The organism is Streptomyces sp. NPDC058464, assembly GCF_042721035.1.
In the GTDB taxonomy this organism is placed as follows: domain Bacteria; phylum Actinomycetota; class Actinomycetes; order Streptomycetales; family Streptomycetaceae; genus Streptomyces.
Map to the genome: position 1 here is coordinate 176,219 of NZ_JBHXMA010000014.1, position 20,391 is coordinate 196,609.

The following is a 20,391-nucleotide window of genomic DNA, read 5'->3' on the forward strand; positions in this document are numbered from 1 at the left end:
CAGCAGGATGAGCTTTGTTGCAAAGAGTATTAGGAACGCAGTACCTGACCCCCCTGCGTGAGGGCGGATCGCTGCCCGGCTTGGTGGAAGCCGACGACGACGGCGTCTACGTCGTGAAGTTCCGCGGCGCCGGCCAGGGCACCGCGGCCCTCGTCGCGGAGATCGTCGTCGGCGAGCTCGGCCGGCGACTCGGCATCCGCGTCCCCGAGCTCGTCACCGTCGACATCGACCCGGAGATGGCGCGCCGCGACCCCGACCAGGAGATCCAGGAGCTGCTGCGGGCCAGCGCCGGCGAGAACCTGGGCATGGACTTCCTGCCCGGCTCGGTCGGTTACGACGGTGTCGGGTGGGAGCCGCCCGCCGAGGAGGCCGCCAGGATCTACTGGCTGGACGCGCTGACCGCCAACGTCGACCGCACCTGGTCCAACCCCAACCTGATCATCTGGCACCGCCGGCTCTGGGCCATCGACCACGGTGCCGCACTGCTGTTCCAGCACTCCTGGCCGGCCGTCGCCACCTGGGCCGAGCGCCGGTACGACCTGTCCCAGCACGTGCTCGCCGACCTGGTCGCCTCCCTCGACCCGGCCGTGCTCGCCAAGCTCGACGCCGAGCTCGCCGAGACGGTGACCGCCGAGGCGCTGACCGAGATCACCGCCCTGGTCCCGGACAGCTTCCTGCTGGGCATGAACTCCGTTCCGCAGGACGCGAATCCGGCCGACCTGCGGCAGCGCTACGTGGACTACCTGCTCACCCGATGCGCCGGCGTCCGCGCGTGGTGGCCGGAGGAGGACGCATGACCACCGCCACGCCGTCCGTCCTCAGCTTCGACTACGCACTGCTGCGCGCCGTCCCGCGAGTCGACCGCAGCGAGCAGATCAACGTCGGGGCGCTGCTCTACTGCCCCGGTGCGGACTTCCTCGGCGCCGCGGTCCACATCGACGCCGACCGGCTTCGCGCGCTCGACCCCGACATCGACATCGACATGGTCACCGCGGCCCTGGACACCATCCGCGCGGTGTGCACGGGCGGCCCCGAGGGCGGTCCCGCCGGGGCCGGCACGCGTGGGTCGCGCTTCGGCTGGCTCACCGCACCCCGCAGCACCGTGATCCAGACCAGTCCCGTGCACGGCGGACTCACCACCGATCCGGCCGCCGAGCTCAAGCGCCTGATGGGACGGCTCGTGCACTGACCCGGACGGCGGCCCGCCGGCCCCCCTGCTTCCGCAGTCGCGTACACGGAGGAGCACAGATGCAAGACATCATCAGCGCCGTTCTCGACCCGGACACCCGGCCGGCGGACTTCGCCGCACTGCCGGTCCCCGAGAGCTATCGCGCGGTGACCCTGCACGCGGACGAGGTCGAGATGTTCGTCGGAGTCGCGGCCGAGGACCGCGATCCGCGCCGGTCGGTGCACCTCGACGAGGTCGCCGTTCCCCAGGTCGGGCCAGGGGAGGCGCTGGTGGCGGTGATGGCCAGTTCGATCAACTACAACACCGTGTGGTCCTCGCTCTTCGAACCGTTGCCGACCTTCACGTTCCTGGCCCGGTACGGCCGCCGCTCACCCCTGGCCCGGCGGCACGACCTGCCCTACCACGTCATCGGCTCCGACCTCTCCGGAGTCGTGCTGCGCACCGGGCCCGGCGTGTTCGCGTGGAAGCCCGGCGACGAGGTCGTCGCGCACTGTCTGTCGGCCGAGTTGGAGGCGCCCGACGGGCACAGCGACACGATGCTCGACCCGGACCAGCGCATCTGGGGGTACGAGACCAACTTCGGCGGCCTGGCCCAACTGGCGCTGGTCAAGGCGAACCAGCTGATGCCCAAGCCGGCGCACCTGACATGGGAGGAGGCGAGCACGCCCGGTCTGGTCGCCTCCACCGCGTACCGGCAGCTGGTCTCCAGCAACGGAGCCCGGCTGAAGCAGGGCGACAACGTGCTCATCTGGGGCGCGTCCGGTGGCGTGGGGGCGTTCGCGACGCAGTTCGCGCTGGCCGGCGGCGCGAACCCGATCTGCGTGGTGTCCAGCCCGGCCAAGGCCGCCATCTGCCGGGCGATGGGCGCCGACGCGGTCATCGACCGCGCCGACGAGGGCTACACGTTCTGGAAGGACGAATACACCCAGGACCCGGCGGAATGGAAACGGTTCGGCCGCCGGATCCGGGAGCTCACCGGCGGTGAGGACCCCGACATCGTCTTCGAGCATCCCGGCCGGGACACCTTCGGCGCCTCGGTGTACGTCACCCGCAAGGGCGGCACCATCGTGACCTGTGCCTCCACCTCCGGCTACCGCCACGAGTACGACAACCGCTACCTGTGGATGTCGCTCAAACGGATCGTCGGATCGCATTTCGCCAACTACCGGGAGGCGTGGGAGTCCAACCGCCTCGTCGCCAAGGGCAGGATCCACCCCACCCTCTCCCGAACGTACGCCCTGGAACACGCCGGCCAGGCAGTCGACGACGTGTACCGCAACCGGCACATCGGCAAGGTCGGCGTGCTGGCCCTGGCACCGCACGAGGGGCTGGGCGTCCGCGACACCGCGATGCGCGACCGGCATCTCGACGCGATCAACCGCTTCCGGCGGACGCAGTCGCCGTGACACCGGGACCTCACGCGACCTGCGTACCGCCGCGCCCATGCACGCCTTCAGGGAAGGGAAACACATGACCGACACAAGCCTCACCACGGTCCGCTCCGACGCCGAGCTCGACCACGTCTGCGACCTCCTCGACCAGGACGGTGCAGTCGTCGTGGAGGAGTTCCTGGACCCCGGCACCCGGGAGGCGCTCTGGGCCGACCTGGGTCCCGCGCTGGAGAAGTTCGGGTACGGCGACAACGACTTCTCCGGCCACAAGACCAAGCGGATGTCCTCGCTGTTCGCCCGCAGCCGGCACATGGCCGCCGTCGCGCTGCACCCGCTGTTCCTCGGGGCCGCCCGCCGGCTCGTCCAGCAGCCCGTGCCGGTGTGGTTCAGCGGTCAGCAGGTGAGCATCTCACCCAACGTCCAGGTCAGCGCGACCCAGGTGATCCAGATCTGGCCCGGCGAGGACGAGCAGTGGCTGCACCGCGACGACACCTCCCATCTGCGGCCCTACCCCGCGCCCACCACCCGGGTCCAGGTCATGGTCGCGATGACCGATTTCACCGCGGAGAACGGCGCGACCATGACGATCCCGGGAAGCCACCGCTGGGACGACGAGCGGGCACCGCAGCGCGACGAGGCGGTGCCGGCCGAGATGCCTGCGGGATCCGCGCTGATCTGGCTCGGCGGTCTCTATCACGGTGGCGGGCGCAATGCGTCCACCGAGCCGCGTACCGGGCTGACCCTGTCCTATATCGCCGGCAACATGCGACAGGAGGAGAACCAGTACCTCGCGGTGCCGATGGACGTGGTACGCGAGTACCCCGAAGAGCTGCAGCGCCTGCTGGGCTACGACGTCTGTCCTCCCTTCCTCGGCTGGTACGAATCCAGCAACCCGCACGCTCTGCTCGCCGAGCGCGCCGGTTGACGAGCTTCCCGCGTCGGCCGTCATCCGCCTTCGACCTGCGCAGGTGAAAGACCGGGGATCGCGGTTTCCCTTCCTGCTTCTTGTCGGAGTGGGTTCGGGCCTCCATCACGACGCGGGCGCTCGGCGCAGTCACCCAAGAAGCGGGAGGCGTCCGGGTGGGGACGCCTCCGGGCCCCTCTCCGGCCTCGACGACGGCCTCGCCCGCGCCCAGGTGGAGCAGACCGTGGCAGCAGGCCCGTCGCACGACGGGCCCGATCCACCCCCGCAGCGGTGGATCGCCACGGCCCGCACGGGTGCTCGGGCATCTGGATCGTCAACGCCTCGTGTGCCTGCCACTTCTGGGCGTGCGCCCACGTCGAGCGCCGACGTGGGCTCGACCAGGCTGAGCTCAGCCGCCTCACGAAGGAGGTGATCGAGCTCTTCGCCGCCGGCCGGGCGGTGTCGGACGGCCCGGCAGATGCTGGACCACATCCTGGTCAGCCCGGGCCTGAAGCACGGCGCCGACTACGACGTGGTGCACATCAACAGCGAGTTCGCCGCGCAGACCAATGACCACGACCCGCAGGTCGACCGCGTGAAGCCGTAACGGTAAATCGCCCCGGTCGACGGCAGCCTGGTCGTCGTCACTGTGTCACCTTCGCCAGAACAAGTGGTGCGTCACGCCGCTCGCGCTGGGCACCACCTCCAGGTGGAACCGGTCGAGCAGCTCGTCGGGGGAGTCCCAGAGGCGCAGTCCGGACCCGAGCGTCACCGGCGCCACCGCCACATGCAGGGTGTCCACGAGGTCGGCGTCGAGGAACTGCCGGACGGTGGTGACCCCGCCGCCGAGCCGGACGTCCTTGCCCTGCGCCGCGTCCCGGGCCCGTTCGAGAATCGTGGCCGGGGCACCGTCGACGAAGTGGAACGTGGTGTCGGAGAGCGTGAACGAGGGACGCTCGTGGTGGGTCATGACGAACACCGGCGTGCGGAACGGGGGCTCCTCGCCCCACCAGCCGCACCACTCATGGTCCTGCCAGGGCCCGCGCAGGGGCCCGAACTTGTTGCGGCCCATGATCTCCGCACCGATGTTGCGTGCGAAGTCCCGCGTGAAGTAGTCGTCCAGGCCCCGGCTCCCTCCGGGATCCGTGCGCATGGGCCAGCTTGCCGTGGCTCCGGCCCAGGCGAACAGCCGCTCCGCATGGTCGAGGCCGAACGGCTTCTGCAGGCTCTGATGTTCACCGGCAGCGATTCCGTCACTCGAGACATTGAAGTTCATGACCCTCAGCAATTGATCCACCTGCATCCTCACCGAACCCTGTCGCGTCATCGTGCGGCCGAGCACCCCACACCATGACGTCGAACAGAAGGCGGCCGGATCGACAGCGGCACACGACTCTCTTCCGGGGCGTGTCGCGAAGCGCGCCCGTCGGCAGCATGTCAGGTCAAGCGTCCCGGGCACTTGACTCCGTCGGCGTGGGGCATGACCCTCGCCCCAGGTATTGCGCGGTTCATGACAAGTTCATGGTTTCGTCAATCGCGCCCTCCCGCCGACCGAGGGACGTGGACCGTGACGCCGACCGCACGCTCGTACCGCGGACGCAAGCACGTCACCATGCTGTCGCTGCTGCTCCTGGTACTGACCATGGCCCTCGGACCCACCCCGAGTGCCGCGGCCGGCAACGACTGGTGGATCCCGACCGCACGACCCGCCCCGGACGTCCAGATCGACGTCACCGGCGAGCCGTTCACCGGCACCGACTCGGCAGGAGAAGTGCAGGGGTTCGTCGACGCGCACAACCACCTGTTCGGCAACGAGGCGTTCGGGGGCCGGCTGATCTGCGGCAAGGTCTTCTCCGAGGCCGGAGTCGCCGACGCCCTCAAGGACTGCCCCGAGCACTACCCCGACGGCACCCTCGCGCTCTTCGACTACATCACCCACGGCGGTGACGGCAAGCACGACCCGGTCGGCTGGCCGACCTTCGAGGACTGGCCCGCGTACGACTCGATGACCCACCAGGCCGACTACTACGCCTGGGTGGAGCGGGCCTGGCGCGGCGGCCAGCGCGTGCTCGTCAACGACCTCGTCACCAACGGCATGATCTGCTCCATCTACCCCTTCAAGGACCGCAGTTGTGACGAGATGACCTCGATCCGGCTGCAGGCGAAGATGACCTACGCGCTCCAGGCCTACATCGACAAGATGTACGGCGGCACCGGCAAGGGCTGGTTCCGGATCGTCACTGACAGCGCGCAGGCCCGGCAGGTCATCGAAGAGGGCAAACTCGCCGTCGTCCTCGGGGTCGAGACCTCCGAACCCTTCGGCTGCAAGCAGATCCTCGACATCCCGCAGTGCAGCAAGGAGGACATCGACAAGGGCCTCGACGAGCTCTACGCACTCGGCGTCCGCTCGATGTTCCTCTGCCACAAGTTCGACAACGCGCTGTGCGGCGTCCGCTTCGACTCCGGCGGCCTCGGAACCGCCATCAACGTCGGCCAGTTCCTGTCCACCGGCACCTTCTGGCAGACCGAGAAGTGCACCGGCCCGCAACACGACAACCCCATCGGCAGCGCCTCCTCGGAGGCGGAGGCGGACCTGCCGGCGGGCGTGGACGTCCCCTCGTACGACTCGGACGCACAGTGCAACAAACGCGGTCTCACCGAACTCGGCGAATACGCCGTGCGCGGCATGATGAAGCGCAAGATGATGCTGGAGATCGACCACATGGGCGTCAAGGCCGTCGGCCAGGCCCTCGACATCCTGGAATCGGCGTCCTACCCCGGCGTGATCTCCTCGCACAGCTGGATGGACCTGAACTGGACCGAGCGGGTCTACTCCCTCGGCGGCTTCGTCGCCCAGTACATGCACGGCTCCGAGGGCTTCGTCGCGGAAGCCGCCCGGACCAAGGCACTGCGCGACAAGTACGACGTGGGCTACGGCTACGGCACCGACTTCAACGGCATCGGCGACCACCCCGCCCCGCGCGGAGCGGACGCCGCGAACAAGGTGACGTACCCCTTCAAGAGCGTCGACGGCGGCTCCGTCATCGACAAGCAGACCTCCGGCGAGCGCACCTTCGACATCAACACCGACGGCGCGGCCCACGCCGGCATGATCCCCGACTGGATCGAGGACATCCGACAGGTCGGCGGCCAGGACGTGGTGAAGGACCTGTTCCGGGGCGCCGAGTCCTACCTCGACACCTGGGGGGCCACCGAACAGCACCAGGCCTCCGCCAACCTCGCCAAGGGGCAGCCGGCCACGGCCAGTTCGTCCGAGTCGAACCCGTTCACGAGCTACCAGCCGGGCCGCGCCGTGGACGGCGACGACTCCACCCGCTGGGCCAGCGACTGGAGCGACGACCAGTGGTGGCAGGTCGACCTGGGCTCCACCCACCTCGTCTCCCGGGTGACGCTGGACTGGGAACGCGCGTACGGCAAGTCGTACCGCATCGAACTCTCCACCGACGGCACCACCTGGCAGACCGCCTGGTCCACCACGAGCGGCGACGGCGGCCTGGACACGGCCCGGTTCACCGGCACCCCGGCCCGCTACGTCCGGATCCACGGCCTCGACCGCGGCACCGACTGGGGGTACTCGCTGTACGAGGTCGGGGTCCACAGCGCCTGAAGCGAGACCGGCCCGACCACCACCACCGAGGTCCGGCCAGTGCGGCCTCCGCCGCCGAGCCCGGTCAGGTCGTCCCGCTTGATCCCCAGGTCGTCCGGCCCGAGGCCCAGGGCTTGTGCGAGCCGAGGGGCCGGTTCGAGCGGTATCGGCCAGGAGGCCGACGCGACCTTGTGGTGCACCTCGCGCATACCGCCCAAGCGGCCACCCCTTCCTTCCGACTCCGCGCCCGCGTACCTGTCCCGCGGCGCACCCACGGCTTCCCGAGGACGCACCCCGCTCAACTCCGTGGACGCACCGCGCGCCAGGGCCGGTGAACGGGCGGACGAGGCGCCGTGATTACGATGCTCCGTGAACCGTTTCCCTCCTCCCGGCCGGACAGCGCGATGAGCACCGCCGACTCGTTCCCCCTCGGGGCCTCGACCACGCTCGCCGAACTCGCCCGGGATCCGCACCCGCGCCTGGCACTGCTCCGCGCCCACGAGCCGGTGTCGTGGATCCCCGAGCTGAACGGCTGGCTGGTCACCCGCCGTGACCTCGGGCTGGACGTGATGAGGGACTCCGCCACGTTCACCGTCGACGACCCCCGCTTCACCACCGCCCAGGTCGTCGGGCCGAGCATGCTGTCCCTGGACGGTGCCGCGCACACCCGCCACCGCGAGCCCTTCGCAGCCCCCTTCCGGCCCCGAAGGGTGCACGACAACTTCGCCGCTTTCATAGAACGGGAGACCGACCGCCTCATCACCGCACTGGAACCGGAGGGCGCCGGCGAACTGCGCCGCGCCTTCGCCGGACCGCTCGCGGTGGCCGTCGTCACCGACGCCCTCGGGCTGGTCGGGACGACCACCGACACGGTGCTCTCCTGGTACGACGCCATCGTGCGGTCGGTCTCGGACATCACCGAGGGCCTGGCGGCGGGCCCGGCGGGTCCTGCCGCCTACGCACAGCTGCGGACCGCCGTCGAGGCAACCGTCGCCGACCCGCACGCCTCCTCGCTCCTCGTCTCCGCCGCCGGGCAGCTGGACGTGCCCGAAGTGGCCTCCAACGCGGCGGTGCTGATGTTCGGCGGCATCGAGACGACCGAAGCGATGATCACCAACGCCCTGCTCCACCTGCTGCAGAACCCCGCCCAACTCGCCCTGGTGCAGGCCGATTCCGGCCTGCTGGACGGAGCCGTCGAGGAGTCCCTGCGGCTGGAGCCCGGCGCTGCTGTGGTGGACCGTTACGCCACCCGCGACACCGTGCTCGGCCCGGCCGCGATCCGGCGCGGCGACCTGGTCAGTGTCTCTCTGACCGGCGCCAACCGCGACCCGGCCGTCTTCACCGACCCGGACCGCTTCGACGTCCGGCGCGCGGAAGCCCGCCTTCAACTGGCCTTCGCCCACGGCCCGCACCACTGCCTCGCCGCCCACCTGGCCCGCCTGGAAACCCGCATCGCCCTCCAGCGCCTGCTCGAACGCCTCCCCGGACTCCGCCTCGACCCGCAGCGGCCCGCCGCCCCGCACGGCCTGGTCTTCCGCAAGCCGGCCGCCCTCCACGTCCTCTGGGACGTCCAGGCCTGACGACTGACGTCATCGTCCTCACAGCAATCAGGGGGAAATTCAGCAACCCGTACAACGTGCCCCAACCCACCAGACCCATACCCGAGTGGGCTCGCAAAAGGGTCGTACTGCCCGCTCTCGCCGTGGCCTTCATCGTCGGCATCGCCGCCGGCGGCAGAGGCAACGACGACAAGAAGGATGTCGCGGACGACAAATCCCGACCCACCGCGGACTCGGCCGGCGGGGGACGCTGTGAGTTCCGACGACCACAGCGGTGGCGGCGGCAGTGCCTACTACGCCAACTGCACCGCCGCCCGTGCCGCCAGCATCACCTCTTGGTGAACTCCTCGATGCCGAGTCGGCCGAGTCCCCGGCCGAAGCCGGAACGCTTCACCCCGCCGAAGGCACCTCGCAACCGAGCCCGGCCGCTCCGGCCCCGGGGGGGGCTTGAGTGAGTGTCAGGTCCATTATGCCTGTTCGGGCGTGGTGTGCGGTAGGACGGAGCGCACGTTGGTTGGGGCTTGTTCGGGGTGGTGGTGTGCCCGCAGACTCGTCGTCATCCACTCTCTGACGTTCGTGTCGGTATCCGTTGTCGGGTGCCGGCGGGTTCGTCGTGCTGTCTCGTCGTGGGGCGGGTGCAGGTGGGGGGTGGGGGAGCGGAGGGGGATCGGTGGATCAGGAGTTGGTCGTGCGGGCGAGGGTCGAGTTGCTGGGTGCCAATCGGCGGGTGGTGCGTGGTGTGGAGGGGTTGCGGATCTATCGTCTGCTGGCGCAGGTGGAGTCGGAGGTGTATGGGTCGAAGCTGGCGTATGTTCTGGTGGAGGCCAGTGCGTCGTCGGTGGTGCGGGAGTTGCCTGGGCGGCGGTTGGCGTTGTTGGACGAGGCGGTGGCGGTGGCGTCGGCCCTGGGTGCTGCGAATCCGTTCCGGACCAGGGTGTTGGCGAAGGCGTTTGCCGCCAGGCGGGAGCTGCTTGAGGGGTGGCAGGCAGAGGAGATGTGAGACAGGTGTTCGTGCGCCGCAGGTGTCCCTGCGGCGCACGGAAGGGCTCGCAGGCCTGAGGCGGGCATGGTGGAGGGCCCGGGTGGTGAGCGTGGTGTGCGCGAGGTCGTCGGCGGCGACCGGGCTGGACACCTCGGAGCGCCGCCGGCGCCGCCGGCTCGTGCGCCGCGCCGAGGCCGTCGCGGGCAGGGGCAGATTCGGTCATGGCATGCCTCCCGACCTCACACCCGCCTGCACGACCGCCCCGCGGCACAGCTCCGGCACGACGAAATCCGTTGGCGGCGCGTTCAACAGGGGAGACGGGCGCCTCACAGCACCGGTCTCGTCTCCCTGTGATGGCCCCCCCGTTCCAAGGCGCGCCACCAAGCCGTTGGCGACCGGTCCGGCCGGCATCGAGACATCACGTGAGGCCGACAGCGAGGCTCTCACTGCGCCCCGTACCTCCACGAGCGGCGCCATACGGCCCGGGTCTGTCCGGGTCCCCCCTGTGCTGTTCGGGCTGAGTACCTGTTTCTGAAGTCCCTTTCGTTGTAGGGCTGTTGAGCACAGGTCGTGCTGGCTACATGCTGTCACGTACGGACTGGCCCCAGGACACTCCGTCTGTGTGGGTGCCTGCGAAGTCGGGGTCTTCGTAGATGTGGAGCCTCTTGATCTTTTCGCCCTGGAACTCGAACACGTTGCAGAAGAGTCCGAAGGATGAGGATCTGTCGGGGAACTTCACACCGGATGTCGTCTGTCCCTTGACGGCCCCTTCGACGACGACGTAGTCGCCGGACGTGAGGACGTTGAAGTGAGCGATGTCGTGCTCGATGTCAGCGATGCCCCGGGCGAAGCCTTGGGCGAAGGCCCCGATCTGCGCCAGGCCCTTGGCGGTTCCGAACTTCGGGAAGAACATCTGCGCGTCGTCCGCGAAGAGTTCGAGGAGTGCCGGATCGGCGGCATCGACCAGGCGGAAGTACTGGATGGCTGTTGCTGCACGCTGCGCGTGGAGGTCGGTTTCGTTCATGGTTCGTTCTGCTTTCCGTGTTGCCGATGCTCGTGGTTTCCACGGAGCACCGTTTCGACCTGATTCGTTCTGATTCGTTTGAGGAGTCGCGTCGGCCCGACGAGGAGTGCGCGGCATGGCACCGCCCGGTCTGACCACTGGGGACGCCTGTACGTGACCGGGAGAGAGATCCGCCGACAACTGCGGCCGTGTCTCGGCTGACCCTCTACGCACATGCCCGGCTGCCCCGGGCCGCGGGGTCCCTGAGTGCCCTACGCTCAGCTGGCGTTGAACGCCTCGGCGACGGTCAGCGTGTCCTCGTACAGGTGCATGCGAGCGATCCGGCCGTCCTCGACCGCCAGGTGCATGGCGGCCGGTGTGGTGAACTCCTTGCCGCTGGCCGCGGCGGTGTGTGTGAAGACCGCCAGCAGCACCACGTCACCACCGTCGACGATGAAGCGCTCCAGCACGACCTTGCTCTGGCCGTGCGCGAAGTGCTGCCACATCGTGGTGAAGTACGGCGAGACCTCCTCCCGGCGGGCGCGGCGCCCGGTCCAGGGCAGCGCGTCACTGCCGGGAACGTGCCAGTCGATCTCCTCGGAGAACAGTTCCTGGACGCCGTCGGGGTCCTGCCGGCCGAGGCGCTCCAGGAACTTCTCGGCCACGATCCGCGAGGCCTGAGTGTCTGTTGTCATCGTCCTTGTCCTTAGTCTTCTATCTCTTCGTCAGCGTAACCATTTTGGTTACATCGATGGGCGTGGAATGCGACTCCCCTCGGTCAGGGGAAGTGTGCGGTCAGAGGTCAGGCGACTTTCAAGATGTCCCGCAGTACGTCCTCCAGCGTGGTCTTGGCCAGCTCCCTGCACAGGGCGGCCTCCACGTCGCCGTACACCGCGGCCATTGCCGGCCCGATGCCGTGCCCCACGACGCACTCGGGGTCCGGTGTCGCACGATGCAGGGCGAAGACCGGCCCCGGTTCGATCGCCCGATAGACGTCGAGCAGAGTGATCGCCGCCAGGTCCCGCGCGAGCATCCAGCCCGCCCCCGCACCTCGCCGCGAATCGGCCAGGCCGGCCTTGCGCAGCTCGCCCAGCAGGCGTCGGATCACCACGGGGTTGGTATTGACGCTCGTCGCGATCTGCTCGGAGGTGGCGACCTCGTGGCCACGCCGCTGATACAACCCGATCCATGTCAGGGTGTGAGCCGCGATGGTCAGCCTGCTGTTGGCACTCATGTCGGACTCCACCTCCCATGCCCCTCGGCTCTAGTCGTAACTATATTTGTTGCATCTGCATGCGGCAAGCCCTGCGGGGCTGGCTGGACCCGCCTCGTCAGGGAGCACTCCGCCCACAGGCCCCCAAGATCACCCGGTGGCGGGTTTCTGGCGTATCTGGGTCATGCCCGGGGTCAGAGGCAAGGTGATGACGCTGTCCTTGGAAATGATCAGTCGCGGACTGTTTCGCGGGAGGCCGGCTGTCCGTTCCTGCGGGAGCTTCGGCGAGTGATGCGCCTGGTCATGATGGTGATCGCCGCCCAGGTGATCAGTGATTCCGATCTTCTCCTGCGGGGTGACTGGATTGGCGACCTGCCGGCCCGTGCGGCGCTTGGCCTCGTCCGGCGTCCACCGCGACCTGCCCGGCGGCGGCGTCAGGATCGCCGCGAACCGTTCCTCGTCGTCCGCGATCGACGCGAGGATGTTGTGGACCGTGAACGACACCTCCGCAACCCGCCGGTCCTCGGGCCACTTCGACGCCGTCTGCCGGGCCTGCTTCACCGTGTAGTAGGACATCCCGATGTCTTCGGACAGGCGGAACAGCGACTCCTTCACCGTGAACGGGCCCTCGGCTGACGCAGCCCCGCCGTGCTCGCGCATCGGCTCGATCTCCAGCGCGTAGTCGCCGACCTTGAACAGGATGCGGCTGGCCGTCTTCACCCGTTCCCACAGCTAAGCCACGATCTGTGCATGGCGGTGAGCGCTGACGCTGCCGACCCGGTCCACGGCCGTCTCGATCTCTTCGGGCATGATTTCACCACCAACCCGCAGGCTGGGCACGGCAGTTGACCGTGGCGAGATCCGGCCCGCCTCATGGACCAGAGAGGCAGACCCAAAATCCTATGATCACAACAAACGACCGTAAATGCCCGGGATATGGCCAGAGTTGGGATTCGGGTGCGTTCGCGTTGCGGTCACTGTGACCGTTCGCCGAACGATTCCTTGCGGGCCCTCCAGGCCCTCGTCACGCACCGCCGCGAGCAGTAGACCGCGTTCGACCGCCGGTCCACTCCGGCCACCCAGCCAGCCCCGCACTCGGGGCACTCCACCCGGCCGGTGCCCTCCAGCTCCGCCACCACCCGCTTGCGCCACCGCGCTTCACGGCGCCACTGCCTGGCCCGACAAGCCGCCGAGCAGAACCGCGTACGAGCTGGAGCACCCGGCCTCAACCGCTCACCGCAGCCCTCGCAGACCCGCCCCGCAGCCCCGCCGGCGCCCTCGGACACCCAGCCAGGCTGAGACCCAAAGCTACTCAAAACCGAGGATCGAAAACAGGTACTGAACCCATCGCCGGGTGCACGCCGGGCGCACGCCGGGTGTGCACCGACTTCGCCGAGTGGTGGCGCAGGGCGAGCGCAGAGGCTGGTTCTCCCCGTCGAGGACGAGGTGCGCCTTGCGGTCGAAGTGGTCGCGAGGGCCGACGGCCTGGCGCTTCGGATCCTGGTCGGCTCGACCGAGACCCAGCCGGACCGCCTCCGGTCGCTCCTTCTGGGGATCCTCGAACCGGTGAACGCCCGTCGTGGGCGTCGAACGCCGGATGCGGTGTCGCTCAGCGCAGGTGCACGGGCAGTGCGGAAAGGCCGTTGACGATCATGGACGGTGTACGGGTGAGGCTCTCCGGCGGAGCCGCCGCCCGTAGGCCGGGGTAGCGGTCAAGAAGCGTGTGGAAGGCGATGCGTGCCTCGACGCGGGCCAGCGGGGCGCCCAGACAGTGGTGCAGACCATGCCCGAACGCCAGGTGCGCCCTGGCGTCGCGAGTGATGTCCAGATCGTCGGGCGATGCGAAGTGCCGGTGGCTCCGGTTGGCGGCCATCAGCGCGAAGACCACGGCCGAGCCCTCCGGTATCGCCGTCCCGGCGATGTCGACAGATTCGGTGGTCCAGTACGGCGGGGTGACCTGCACCGGCCCGTCGTGACGCAGGAGTTCCTCGATCGCCTGCTCCAGAAGCTCCGGGCGGTTCCGGAGAAGGTTCAGCTGGTCGGGGTGGGCGAGCAGAGCGCGGACGCTGTTGCCGATCAGGTTCGCCGTGGTCTCGAAGCCGGCGAGCAGCAGCAGGAAGATCATCGAGGTGATCTCGTCCTCGGTGAGCCGGTCGTCACCGTCGCGGGCCGCGATCAGGTCCGACAGCAGATCGTCCTGGGGCGCCTTCCGTTTCCGAGCGATCAACTGGCGGTCGAAGTGCAGCATTGCGGTGACGGCCTCCTCGTACTTCGGGAAGCCGTGGACGCCCGGCGAGATGGCGACGACCGTCCAGGCTGTGAAGGCCGCCCTGTCGTCTTCGGGGATGCAGAGCAGTCCGCAGATGACGTTGATGGGCAGCGGGTAGGCGAACGCCGCCATCAGATCGACGGTGTCCTGCCCCTCCACGGCGGTCAGCAGGTCGTCCGTCAGCTGCTGGATCCACGGAACGAGCTTCTCCACCCTGCGCCGGGTGAACACCGAGGTAACCAGTCGGCGCAGCCGCGCGTGAGTCGGCGGGTTGCTGTTGAGCATGGTGGTATGGATGCCGCGTGCCACGTCCTCGGGCAGTTCCCGCGCATAAACGGCGTTCTCCAAGCCGCCCTTGACGATGCGGGGGTCGGACATCAGGGCCCGGGTCTCCGCGTAGCCGGTGACCAGCCAGGCCGGTATTCCGTAGGGAGTCTCGACCGGATGGACGGGGCCCTCGGCGGACCAGTCGGTGTATATGGCGTGGCGCTCATCGCCCACGAGCGCGGTGAACGGGTTCAAGGTGCTCCCCTTGGGTCATCGGGACGTCCGATGCCCTGCCCTGTGCAGGCCGGCCGCCCATGGCCCCTACTCTTGCGTTCCACGTCCGAGCGGTCTTTCGCTCCGGCGCACGCTCCTTGCGCGGAAACGCAGACGCAGGCGCTCGGGCTGTGCCACGGCAGCTGCGGTTCTGGTCATGGCTGGTCCCGAAGAGCGTGTCGGCGCTGGTGGCAGGCCCGTGCGATGCCTTGGTGGCGACGGCGTCAGGCCATCCAGCTCAGGTGGTGCGCGTACCGGACCGGTGAGGACAACCGCCGCTTCGAGGCGGAAACGGCCGTCCGGACGACGGCCTGTCGCCCGGAGCCGGCGGCGCCACAGCGAGGCCGCACACCCGGCCCGCGGAGGCTAGAAGGGGTATGCGGGCCGCGTGTGTTGGACGGAGAGCCAGTGCTGCCTGGTGAGTTCGTCGAGCAGGGCGTGTGTGCCGTAGCGGCCGAGCCCGGAGTTCTTCTCGCCGCCGAACGGCGTGTTGGGCATGTCGACCACGGGCGAGTCGTTGATGTGTGTCATGCCGGTTTCGATGCGGTCGGCGAAGGCCGGCGCGCGCTCGCCGTCCGCGCTGAACACGGCGCTCGACAGGCCGTACTCCGTGTCGTTGGCGATGCGCAGGGCCTCTTCCTCGTCGGCGGCCCGCAGGACGGGCGCGACGGGACCGAAGATCTCGTTGGACGCCACGGCCATGTCGTTGGTCACGGCCGCCAGGACGAGGCACTCCGGGTCTCCGCCGAGGAGTACGGTCGCGCGGGGAGGCCGGCACGTACGCCGAGGTCCTGGCGCTGGCGCGATGAGGGCGCGGCGCCGACCCGGTAGCCGCCTTGTGGTGTGGGGGCGGACGTGACGGTGCCGCCGAGGGGCTCGGCTCGATGGGGGAGGCTGCCGCGTGGCTCCGTCCGGCGGGCCCGGTCAGCGGGGCGTGGTGCGCAGGTTGATGCCGCGGGCCTGGGCGTCGGCGGTCACGATCCGGGTCGCCAGCCGCGACAGCAGGGTGCGGTCGGTCTCGGGCAGCGGCGCGGCGCACTGCTCGATCCGTTCGGCGAACCTCGTGGCGACCTGCTCGACGAGCTGCCGTCCGGCGTCGGTGATCGACACCTGGTAGGAGCGGCGGTCGAGGGCGCTGACGGTGCGGGTGACCAGGCCGCGGCGCTGTGCCCGGTCGACCAGACCGGTGACCGACGACTTGTCGAGGCCGAGGTGCCGGCCGAGCTGGTTCATCGTCGGCTCCCGGTCCCGCAGGATGCCGAGCAGCCGGGTCTGGGTGATCGACAGGTCGTGCTGCCCCGCGAGCTCGGACAGGGCGTCCTGTACCAGGAACGACAGCTGGGCGAGGGCGTCGACCAGTCCGAGGTCCTCGTCTGCGGGTGACGGCGCGGGCGGGGGCGGCACGTCGTGGGATGGCGTCATGCCGTGATTCTACTTGCAAAGGTTCGCGGCACATACTAATTTGATTTGTGCCACGTACTAAAACCTCCGTTTCACGTACCAAATCCGAGGAGAGCAGCCATGGACATCCACGCCGCCGTCGTCAGCTCGTTCGACAGTCCGCCCCGCTACGAACCCTTCGACCTCCCCACCCCCCTCGCCGACAACGGCCGGGAACTCGTCGACGTCCTCGCGGTGGGCCTGCACCCCCGCGTGCGTACCGGCGCCTCGGGCAGCCACTACACCAGCACCGGGAAACTGCCGATGGTGCCCGGCGTCGACGGGGTCGGCCGGCGCGCCGACGGCAGGCTGGTGTACTTCGTCGCCGACGACGAACTCGTCGGCCCGATGGCCACCCGGACCGTCATCGACAGCCGCTACAGCATCCCGTTGCCCGACGGCGCCAACGCGGTGAAGATCGCCGCGGCCATGAACCCGGCCATGTCGTCCTGGGTGGCACTGCGCCGCCGCGTCCCGATCGAGGCCGGACAGTCCGTCCTGATCCTCGGCGCCACCGGTAACGCCGGACGGATGGCCATCCAGGTCGCCAAGCGCCTCGGCGCCGGCCGGGTCGTCGGCGCCGGCCGCGACCAGGCCCGGCTGGCCACCCTGTCCGGCCTCGGCGCGGACGCCGTCGTCGCACTCACCGACGACGCCGACGCCACCGCCGCGGCCCTGGCCGAGGAGGCCGCCGAAGTCGACCTGGTCATCGACTACCTGTGGGGCAAGCCCACCAGTGAGGCGATCATGTCACTGCTGCGGGCCCGCCCCGACCGCAGCCGTGCCCTGAACTGGATCCAGATCGGCGCCATGGCCGGCCCCACCATCGAACTCCCCTCGGCTGCGCTGCGCTCGGCGAACCTCCGGCTGCAGGGCAACGGCCAGGGCGCGGTGTCGACCAGGACCTACCTGGAGGAACTCCCGTCCCTCGTCGACGAGGTCGAAAGCGGCGGTCTCACCGTCACCGCCCGGCCCGTGCCCCTCGCCGACGTCGAAACCGCCTGGACCGCACCCGAGGTCCCGGGCGTACGCACCGTCCTGGTGCCCTGATCCCGGCCGCGCTGCCGACAGCCTGTACCGAACGTGCCGAAGGAGCACAGAGCCCTGGCACACGCCACCGAAACCGACGTGATCATCCGCGGGACCGGCGCGGCCGGACTGACCCCTGCCATCGACCTCGCCCGCCGGAACCTCTCGCTCCTGCTGATCGACAAGGCGGCGCACCCGTTCGTCGGCTCCTGCGGCAAGGGCATCCAGCTCCGCTTCGTCGGCTCCTGCGGCAAGGGCATCCAGCTCCGCAGCCAGGAGTGTTCGAGGACTGCCAGAGCCGGGCCGTCGCAGCCGAGCGGCAGGCCGAAGCCGACGAACGCGAGGGCCAGGGTGCAGGAGTGCCTCCGCCAGGAACGGGAAGCCGAGCAGGCCGCGCGGAAGGCCAGTGGCCGGCTCGGACGCCGGCGCACCTGACCCGAGCAAGCCGTCCTCTGGCGGCGCGGGCAAACCCACGGTGACGGTGGACAAGCCCGCGTTGTCAGTGGTCGCTGCGAGTCTGGACAGCATGAACGGCGACGAGCAGCTACTGAACGGCCGTGTTTACGGCGCGGACCACGACGCCCCCAACCCCGGCCCGCTCCCGCACCGGACCTACGCCGAACTGGTCGGTGGACCGCTGGACGGCCTGCTGCTGGACATCCACGGATGGCGCACCGAGGAAGTCAACGACGGTGTCGCCTTGTCCACCGAGTTGTCGCGGTGGCCCGGCGGCCGCGCCCTGTACGATCCGCGCCCCGGCGAACCGCGTGCGCCCGGCCTGGGTGTGGTGTGCCGCTTCTACTACTCGGGTGACACGCCCTGACCGTCGCCCCGACCACTGCAGGTCCGCGCTGAGGCGTAGTTCTGGTCGAGGGTGATCGCAGATGGCAGGTGCCTGCCGTTCAGACGAGGGCAGATCGTACTGCCCGCAGTACACCGTCATGCGGGTCAACTGGAGCGAAGGCTCTCGGCATTGCGAAGAAGAGGAAGCGTGGGCGATGGAGATCTTCCCGGCCGCCCATGAACGCCTCCAACAGGCCGCCCCCCCCGCGATCGAGCCGGGCGGCCGCAGCTCGTGAGAGATGCGGCCTTGTGGGTCAGTGCGGTAGCCAGACCGCGACAGCACTGGCCACCAGGGGAGTGAGGACCACGATGCCCGCTTGAAGATCAGCGAAAGGACCCGCTTCGGCACCCAGCAGGTGCTCGAATCTCGCGCGCTGTTCAGCGCGCTCAAGAAGTGCCGCCGACTCATCCGTGCCGGTCAACGTGAACAGCCGCTCGGCGAGCTGCAGCGCCTGACGGCGCAGCCCGATAGCGGCCGGGGTGTAGACAATGGCTACGAGCAGTGTCCCGACGCCGCCGAAGACCAGGACGTATTCAAGGGGCGTCGCATCGGCTGAGGTCAAGGCGTGTGCCTTCACCAACTCGGCCTCCATGCGCACCACGGCCCCCAGTGCGAGCGTGGACAGCGCGACGAGCGCTCCCAAGCCGCCCACCAGCGCCCGCATGGTCCGACGGCGAGCCAACAGCCATTCCATCAGCTCGCCCGCGGCTACATCGCTTCGGTCAGTCTGCGTCGCCCTCCACACCGCGTAGGCAACGCACACCATCGGCGTTGCACCGGCCAGGGCCGTCCCCACCAGTAGAGGCCCGCGCCAGACTCCTGGACGGTCATCGGCGGCAGCTGCGACCACGCCATAGAACGTCGTGCCCAGCGTCACCATGCCCACGATGACGACCGCCTCGCGACGCGATCGGCGCTCTGCCTGAGGCAACGCGCGCCACTGCTGGACACCCAAAGTGAAGACAATCCCTGCCCCACAGGTCAAACCGAGCGCAATCGCCGCCCAGACTGGCCACAAGTGGGCTTGCCGGGATTGGGAGGTGATCACCAAGCCCACCCAGATCCCGAGGCCGACCCCCACCGGTGCGGCAGATGCCGTCCAGGCCGCGACCCGATTCCCCCATGCCGACATCAAAACCCCTGTCCTTCGATCGTGGCAGGAGGTCATCGTGGCGCAGGCGAGGCGGGAGCCTCCGCCATTTGGCAGGGCGGACCTTGCGCGCAGCTGGTCAACTCGATCGGTCACAGGCCGACTGGAGCGTTCAGACACACCCGGAACGCCCCGACCACGATTCCGCCCCGGATCTCTGCCGGGCCGACCGGGCCAGGTCAACGGCTGTCGGCGGTCGTGCCGCGCAGCACCAGCCAGCTGCCCGCACGCCTGGCGTCCTACGGCCTGCCCACCCGGCACGGATGCGACAGCGCACTGATGGACCTCGCACCACTGATGCCACCCGCCGTCCTCAGTGAGGTCTTCGGCATCTCCGTCGGAGCAGCCCCCGGTTGGGCCGCCGCCACAGGCGGCCCCGCGCGCAGTACGCCGCCGGCCTCAGCCGCCGCTGGAAGAGTGGAAAGCGGAACCGATCGCCCGGCATCTGGAGCGGCTGTCGGTCGCGGAGGCACTGTTCCTGTACGACTACGCGGCCTGCTGAACCGGGCGGCTCGGCTCACCGGGGGTCTCATGACGTCCGCCGGTTCTGGCCTAGCCGGCCCTGACCCAGGTGGCGCTGAAGTCGGTGCCGTTGCTCAGCGCGCTGACGGTGTCCTTGTTCTGGCCCGTGCCGGTGACCATGACGATCTCCGACGGGTTGGCGGCGGCGAGCGGGGCGGCCTGGACCAGGGCTTCCTGGACGGAGACGGTGCCGAAGTCCGCCAGCGGCTGGATGCAGCCGCTGTCACAGGGGGGCAGCCCCACGATGACCTCGGCGGAACTTGGCGGCGAGCCCGAGGCCACGCCGGACGGGTGCTCCGACCAGCTCCCGGTGTAGTCCAAGATCCCCATGTCGTAGGACTTGAGGAAGGCGTTGTAGTGCGCGAAGCCGGTCAGCTCGTCGCCAGGCTGGACGGGGTGGCTGAAGGTGTGTCGCTGATCCGGGTAGAACTGGTACCAGGCGTAGTACACCGGGGTGCCGTTCGAGCAGTCGGCCTCGGTGCCGATCTGCTCGACCGTGCTGCTGTTGTAGCCGTCCAGGCCCACCCAGACGCTGGAGTACTGGCTGCCGGAGGCGCAGCTGACCGCCGGCTGCACCCAGGTGGCCTGGAGGAGGTTGTAGGTGCCGACGGCGACGTACCCGGACCAGTTGGCGGTTCGCATGGTGGCCGCGCCGGCGGTGCTCGCCGAGATCAGCGCGGACGCCGCGGCGAGGACGAGCGAGGCGAGGAAGATGCACATGCGTCTTAACAAGGAGTGCTCCTTGGAAG

21 protein-coding genes are annotated in these 20,391 nt (G+C 69.3%); 11 read left to right on the top strand and 10 right to left on the bottom strand.

Annotation, left to right across the window (positions count from 1 at the left end; all coding sequences use genetic code 11):
* The first annotated feature begins 17 nt into the window (after positions 1-17).
* The 5 genes from ACFWPQ_RS20250 to ACFWPQ_RS20270 all read left to right on the top strand — a co-directional run bounded on the left by ACFWPQ_RS20250 (position 18) and on the right by ACFWPQ_RS20270 (position 4,091).
* Positions 18-797, top strand: coding sequence for a HipA family kinase (locus tag ACFWPQ_RS20250; RefSeq protein ID WP_384036224.1), 780 nt, complete (start codon positions 18-20; stop codon positions 795-797).
* The gene (locus ACFWPQ_RS20255) at positions 794-1,189 is read left to right on the top strand and encodes a DUF3037 domain-containing protein (protein ID WP_384036227.1); all 396 of its coding nucleotides are present in this window, start codon (positions 794-796) and stop codon (positions 1,187-1,189) included. The genes ACFWPQ_RS20250 and ACFWPQ_RS20255 overlap by 4 nt, the downstream gene beginning before the upstream one ends.
* A 59-nt stretch (positions 1,190-1,248) precedes the next feature.
* Positions 1,249-2,595 (top strand): crotonyl-CoA carboxylase/reductase, encoded by a 1,347-nt coding sequence (ccrA, locus tag ACFWPQ_RS20260; protein ID WP_384036231.1) that lies wholly within the window; start codon positions 1,249-1,251, stop codon positions 2,593-2,595.
* Positions 2,596-2,659: 64 nt separating this feature from the next.
* Positions 2,660-3,505 carry a phytanoyl-CoA dioxygenase family protein gene (locus ACFWPQ_RS20265; protein ID WP_384036233.1) on the top strand — a complete coding sequence of 282 codons (846 nt, stop codon included), beginning with the start codon at positions 2,660-2,662 and terminating at the stop codon, positions 3,503-3,505.
* A gap of 457 nt (positions 3,506-3,962) precedes the next feature.
* Positions 3,963-4,091: a hypothetical protein gene (locus ACFWPQ_RS20270; RefSeq protein ID WP_384036236.1), complete on the top strand. Its 129-nt coding sequence runs from the start codon at positions 3,963-3,965 to the stop codon at positions 4,089-4,091.
* A 45-nt stretch (positions 4,092-4,136) separates the two neighbouring features.
* Here the strand turns inward: ACFWPQ_RS20270 and ACFWPQ_RS20275 are convergent, their stop codons facing one another.
* The gene (locus ACFWPQ_RS20275; protein WP_384036238.1) at positions 4,137-4,781 is read right to left on the bottom strand and encodes a dihydrofolate reductase family protein; all 645 of its coding nucleotides are present in this window, start codon (positions 4,779-4,781) and stop codon (positions 4,137-4,139) included.
* A 315-nt stretch (positions 4,782-5,096) separates the two neighbouring features.
* Between ACFWPQ_RS20275 and ACFWPQ_RS20280 the strand changes: the two genes are divergently transcribed.
* The 3 genes from ACFWPQ_RS20280 to ACFWPQ_RS20290 all read left to right on the top strand — a co-directional run bounded on the left by ACFWPQ_RS20280 (position 5,097) and on the right by ACFWPQ_RS20290 (position 9,650).
* Entirely contained in the window at positions 5,097-7,112 is a 2,016-nt protein-coding gene (locus ACFWPQ_RS20280) for a discoidin domain-containing protein (RefSeq protein WP_384036376.1), read from the top strand.
* A 383-nt stretch (positions 7,113-7,495) separates the two neighbouring features.
* Positions 7,496-8,671: a cytochrome P450 gene (locus tag ACFWPQ_RS20285; protein WP_384036241.1), complete on the top strand. Its 1,176-nt coding sequence runs from the start codon at positions 7,496-7,498 to the stop codon at positions 8,669-8,671.
* Between the two features lie 649 nt (positions 8,672-9,320).
* Positions 9,321-9,650 (top strand): hypothetical protein, encoded by a 330-nt coding sequence (locus tag ACFWPQ_RS20290; RefSeq protein WP_384036244.1) that lies wholly within the window; start codon positions 9,321-9,323, stop codon positions 9,648-9,650.
* Positions 9,651-10,209: 559 nt separating this feature from the next.
* Here the strand turns inward: ACFWPQ_RS20290 and ACFWPQ_RS20295 are convergent.
* From ACFWPQ_RS20295 to ACFWPQ_RS20325, 7 genes are all read right to left on the bottom strand, one after another.
* Positions 10,210-10,656, bottom strand: coding sequence for a nuclear transport factor 2 family protein (locus ACFWPQ_RS20295; RefSeq protein ID WP_384036246.1), 447 nt, complete (start codon positions 10,654-10,656; stop codon positions 10,210-10,212).
* A 257-nt stretch (positions 10,657-10,913) separates the two neighbouring features.
* Complete coding sequence (locus ACFWPQ_RS20300) at positions 10,914-11,330, bottom strand: nuclear transport factor 2 family protein (RefSeq protein WP_384036248.1); 417 nt, start codon at positions 11,328-11,330, stop codon at positions 10,914-10,916.
* A 107-nt stretch (positions 11,331-11,437) separates the two neighbouring features.
* Positions 11,438-11,869, bottom strand: a complete 432-nt coding sequence (locus ACFWPQ_RS20305) for an Rrf2 family transcriptional regulator (RefSeq protein ID WP_384036250.1) — start codon at positions 11,867-11,869, stop codon at positions 11,438-11,440.
* A 129-nt stretch (positions 11,870-11,998) separates the two neighbouring features.
* Positions 11,999-12,568 carry a DUF6192 family protein gene (locus ACFWPQ_RS20310; RefSeq protein WP_384036252.1) on the bottom strand — a complete coding sequence of 190 codons (570 nt, stop codon included), beginning with the start codon at positions 12,566-12,568 and terminating at the stop codon, positions 11,999-12,001.
* Between the two features lie 889 nt (positions 12,569-13,457).
* Positions 13,458-14,639, bottom strand: coding sequence for a cytochrome P450 (locus ACFWPQ_RS20315; protein WP_384036255.1), 1,182 nt, complete (start codon positions 14,637-14,639; stop codon positions 13,458-13,460).
* Between the two features lie 384 nt (positions 14,640-15,023).
* On the bottom strand, positions 15,024-15,464 hold the full coding sequence (locus ACFWPQ_RS20320) for an aldehyde dehydrogenase family protein (RefSeq protein WP_384036378.1): 441 nt from the start codon (positions 15,462-15,464) through the stop codon (positions 15,024-15,026).
* Between the two features lie 117 nt (positions 15,465-15,581).
* Positions 15,582-16,079: a MarR family winged helix-turn-helix transcriptional regulator gene (locus tag ACFWPQ_RS20325; RefSeq protein WP_384036258.1), complete on the bottom strand. Its 498-nt coding sequence runs from the start codon at positions 16,077-16,079 to the stop codon at positions 15,582-15,584.
* A 99-nt stretch (positions 16,080-16,178) separates the two neighbouring features.
* On the opposite strand from ACFWPQ_RS20325, the gene ACFWPQ_RS20330 reads away from it, so the two are divergent.
* From ACFWPQ_RS20330 to ACFWPQ_RS20340, 3 genes are all read left to right on the top strand, one after another.
* Positions 16,179-17,147 (top strand): zinc-binding alcohol dehydrogenase family protein, encoded by a 969-nt coding sequence (locus tag ACFWPQ_RS20330; RefSeq protein ID WP_384036260.1) that lies wholly within the window; start codon positions 16,179-16,181, stop codon positions 17,145-17,147.
* A 33-nt stretch (positions 17,148-17,180) separates the two neighbouring features.
* On the top strand, positions 17,181-17,561 hold the full coding sequence (locus ACFWPQ_RS20335; protein ID WP_384036263.1) for a hypothetical protein: 381 nt from the start codon (positions 17,181-17,183) through the stop codon (positions 17,559-17,561).
* Positions 17,562-17,652: 91 nt separating this feature from the next.
* The gene (locus ACFWPQ_RS20340; RefSeq protein WP_384036266.1) at positions 17,653-17,949 is read left to right on the top strand and encodes a hypothetical protein; all 297 of its coding nucleotides are present in this window, start codon (positions 17,653-17,655) and stop codon (positions 17,947-17,949) included.
* A gap of 274 nt (positions 17,950-18,223) precedes the next feature.
* Here ACFWPQ_RS20340 and ACFWPQ_RS20345 read toward each other — a convergent pair whose 3' ends face one another.
* Together ACFWPQ_RS20345 and ACFWPQ_RS20350 are read right to left on the bottom strand one after the other, a co-directional pair.
* On the bottom strand, positions 18,224-19,021 hold the full coding sequence (locus ACFWPQ_RS20345) for a hypothetical protein (RefSeq protein ID WP_384036269.1): 798 nt from the start codon (positions 19,019-19,021) through the stop codon (positions 18,224-18,226).
* Between the two features lie 651 nt (positions 19,022-19,672).
* Positions 19,673-20,374, bottom strand: a complete 702-nt coding sequence (locus ACFWPQ_RS20350) for a G1 family glutamic endopeptidase (RefSeq protein ID WP_384036272.1) — start codon at positions 20,372-20,374, stop codon at positions 19,673-19,675.
* Positions 20,375-20,391 lie beyond the last annotated feature (17 nt).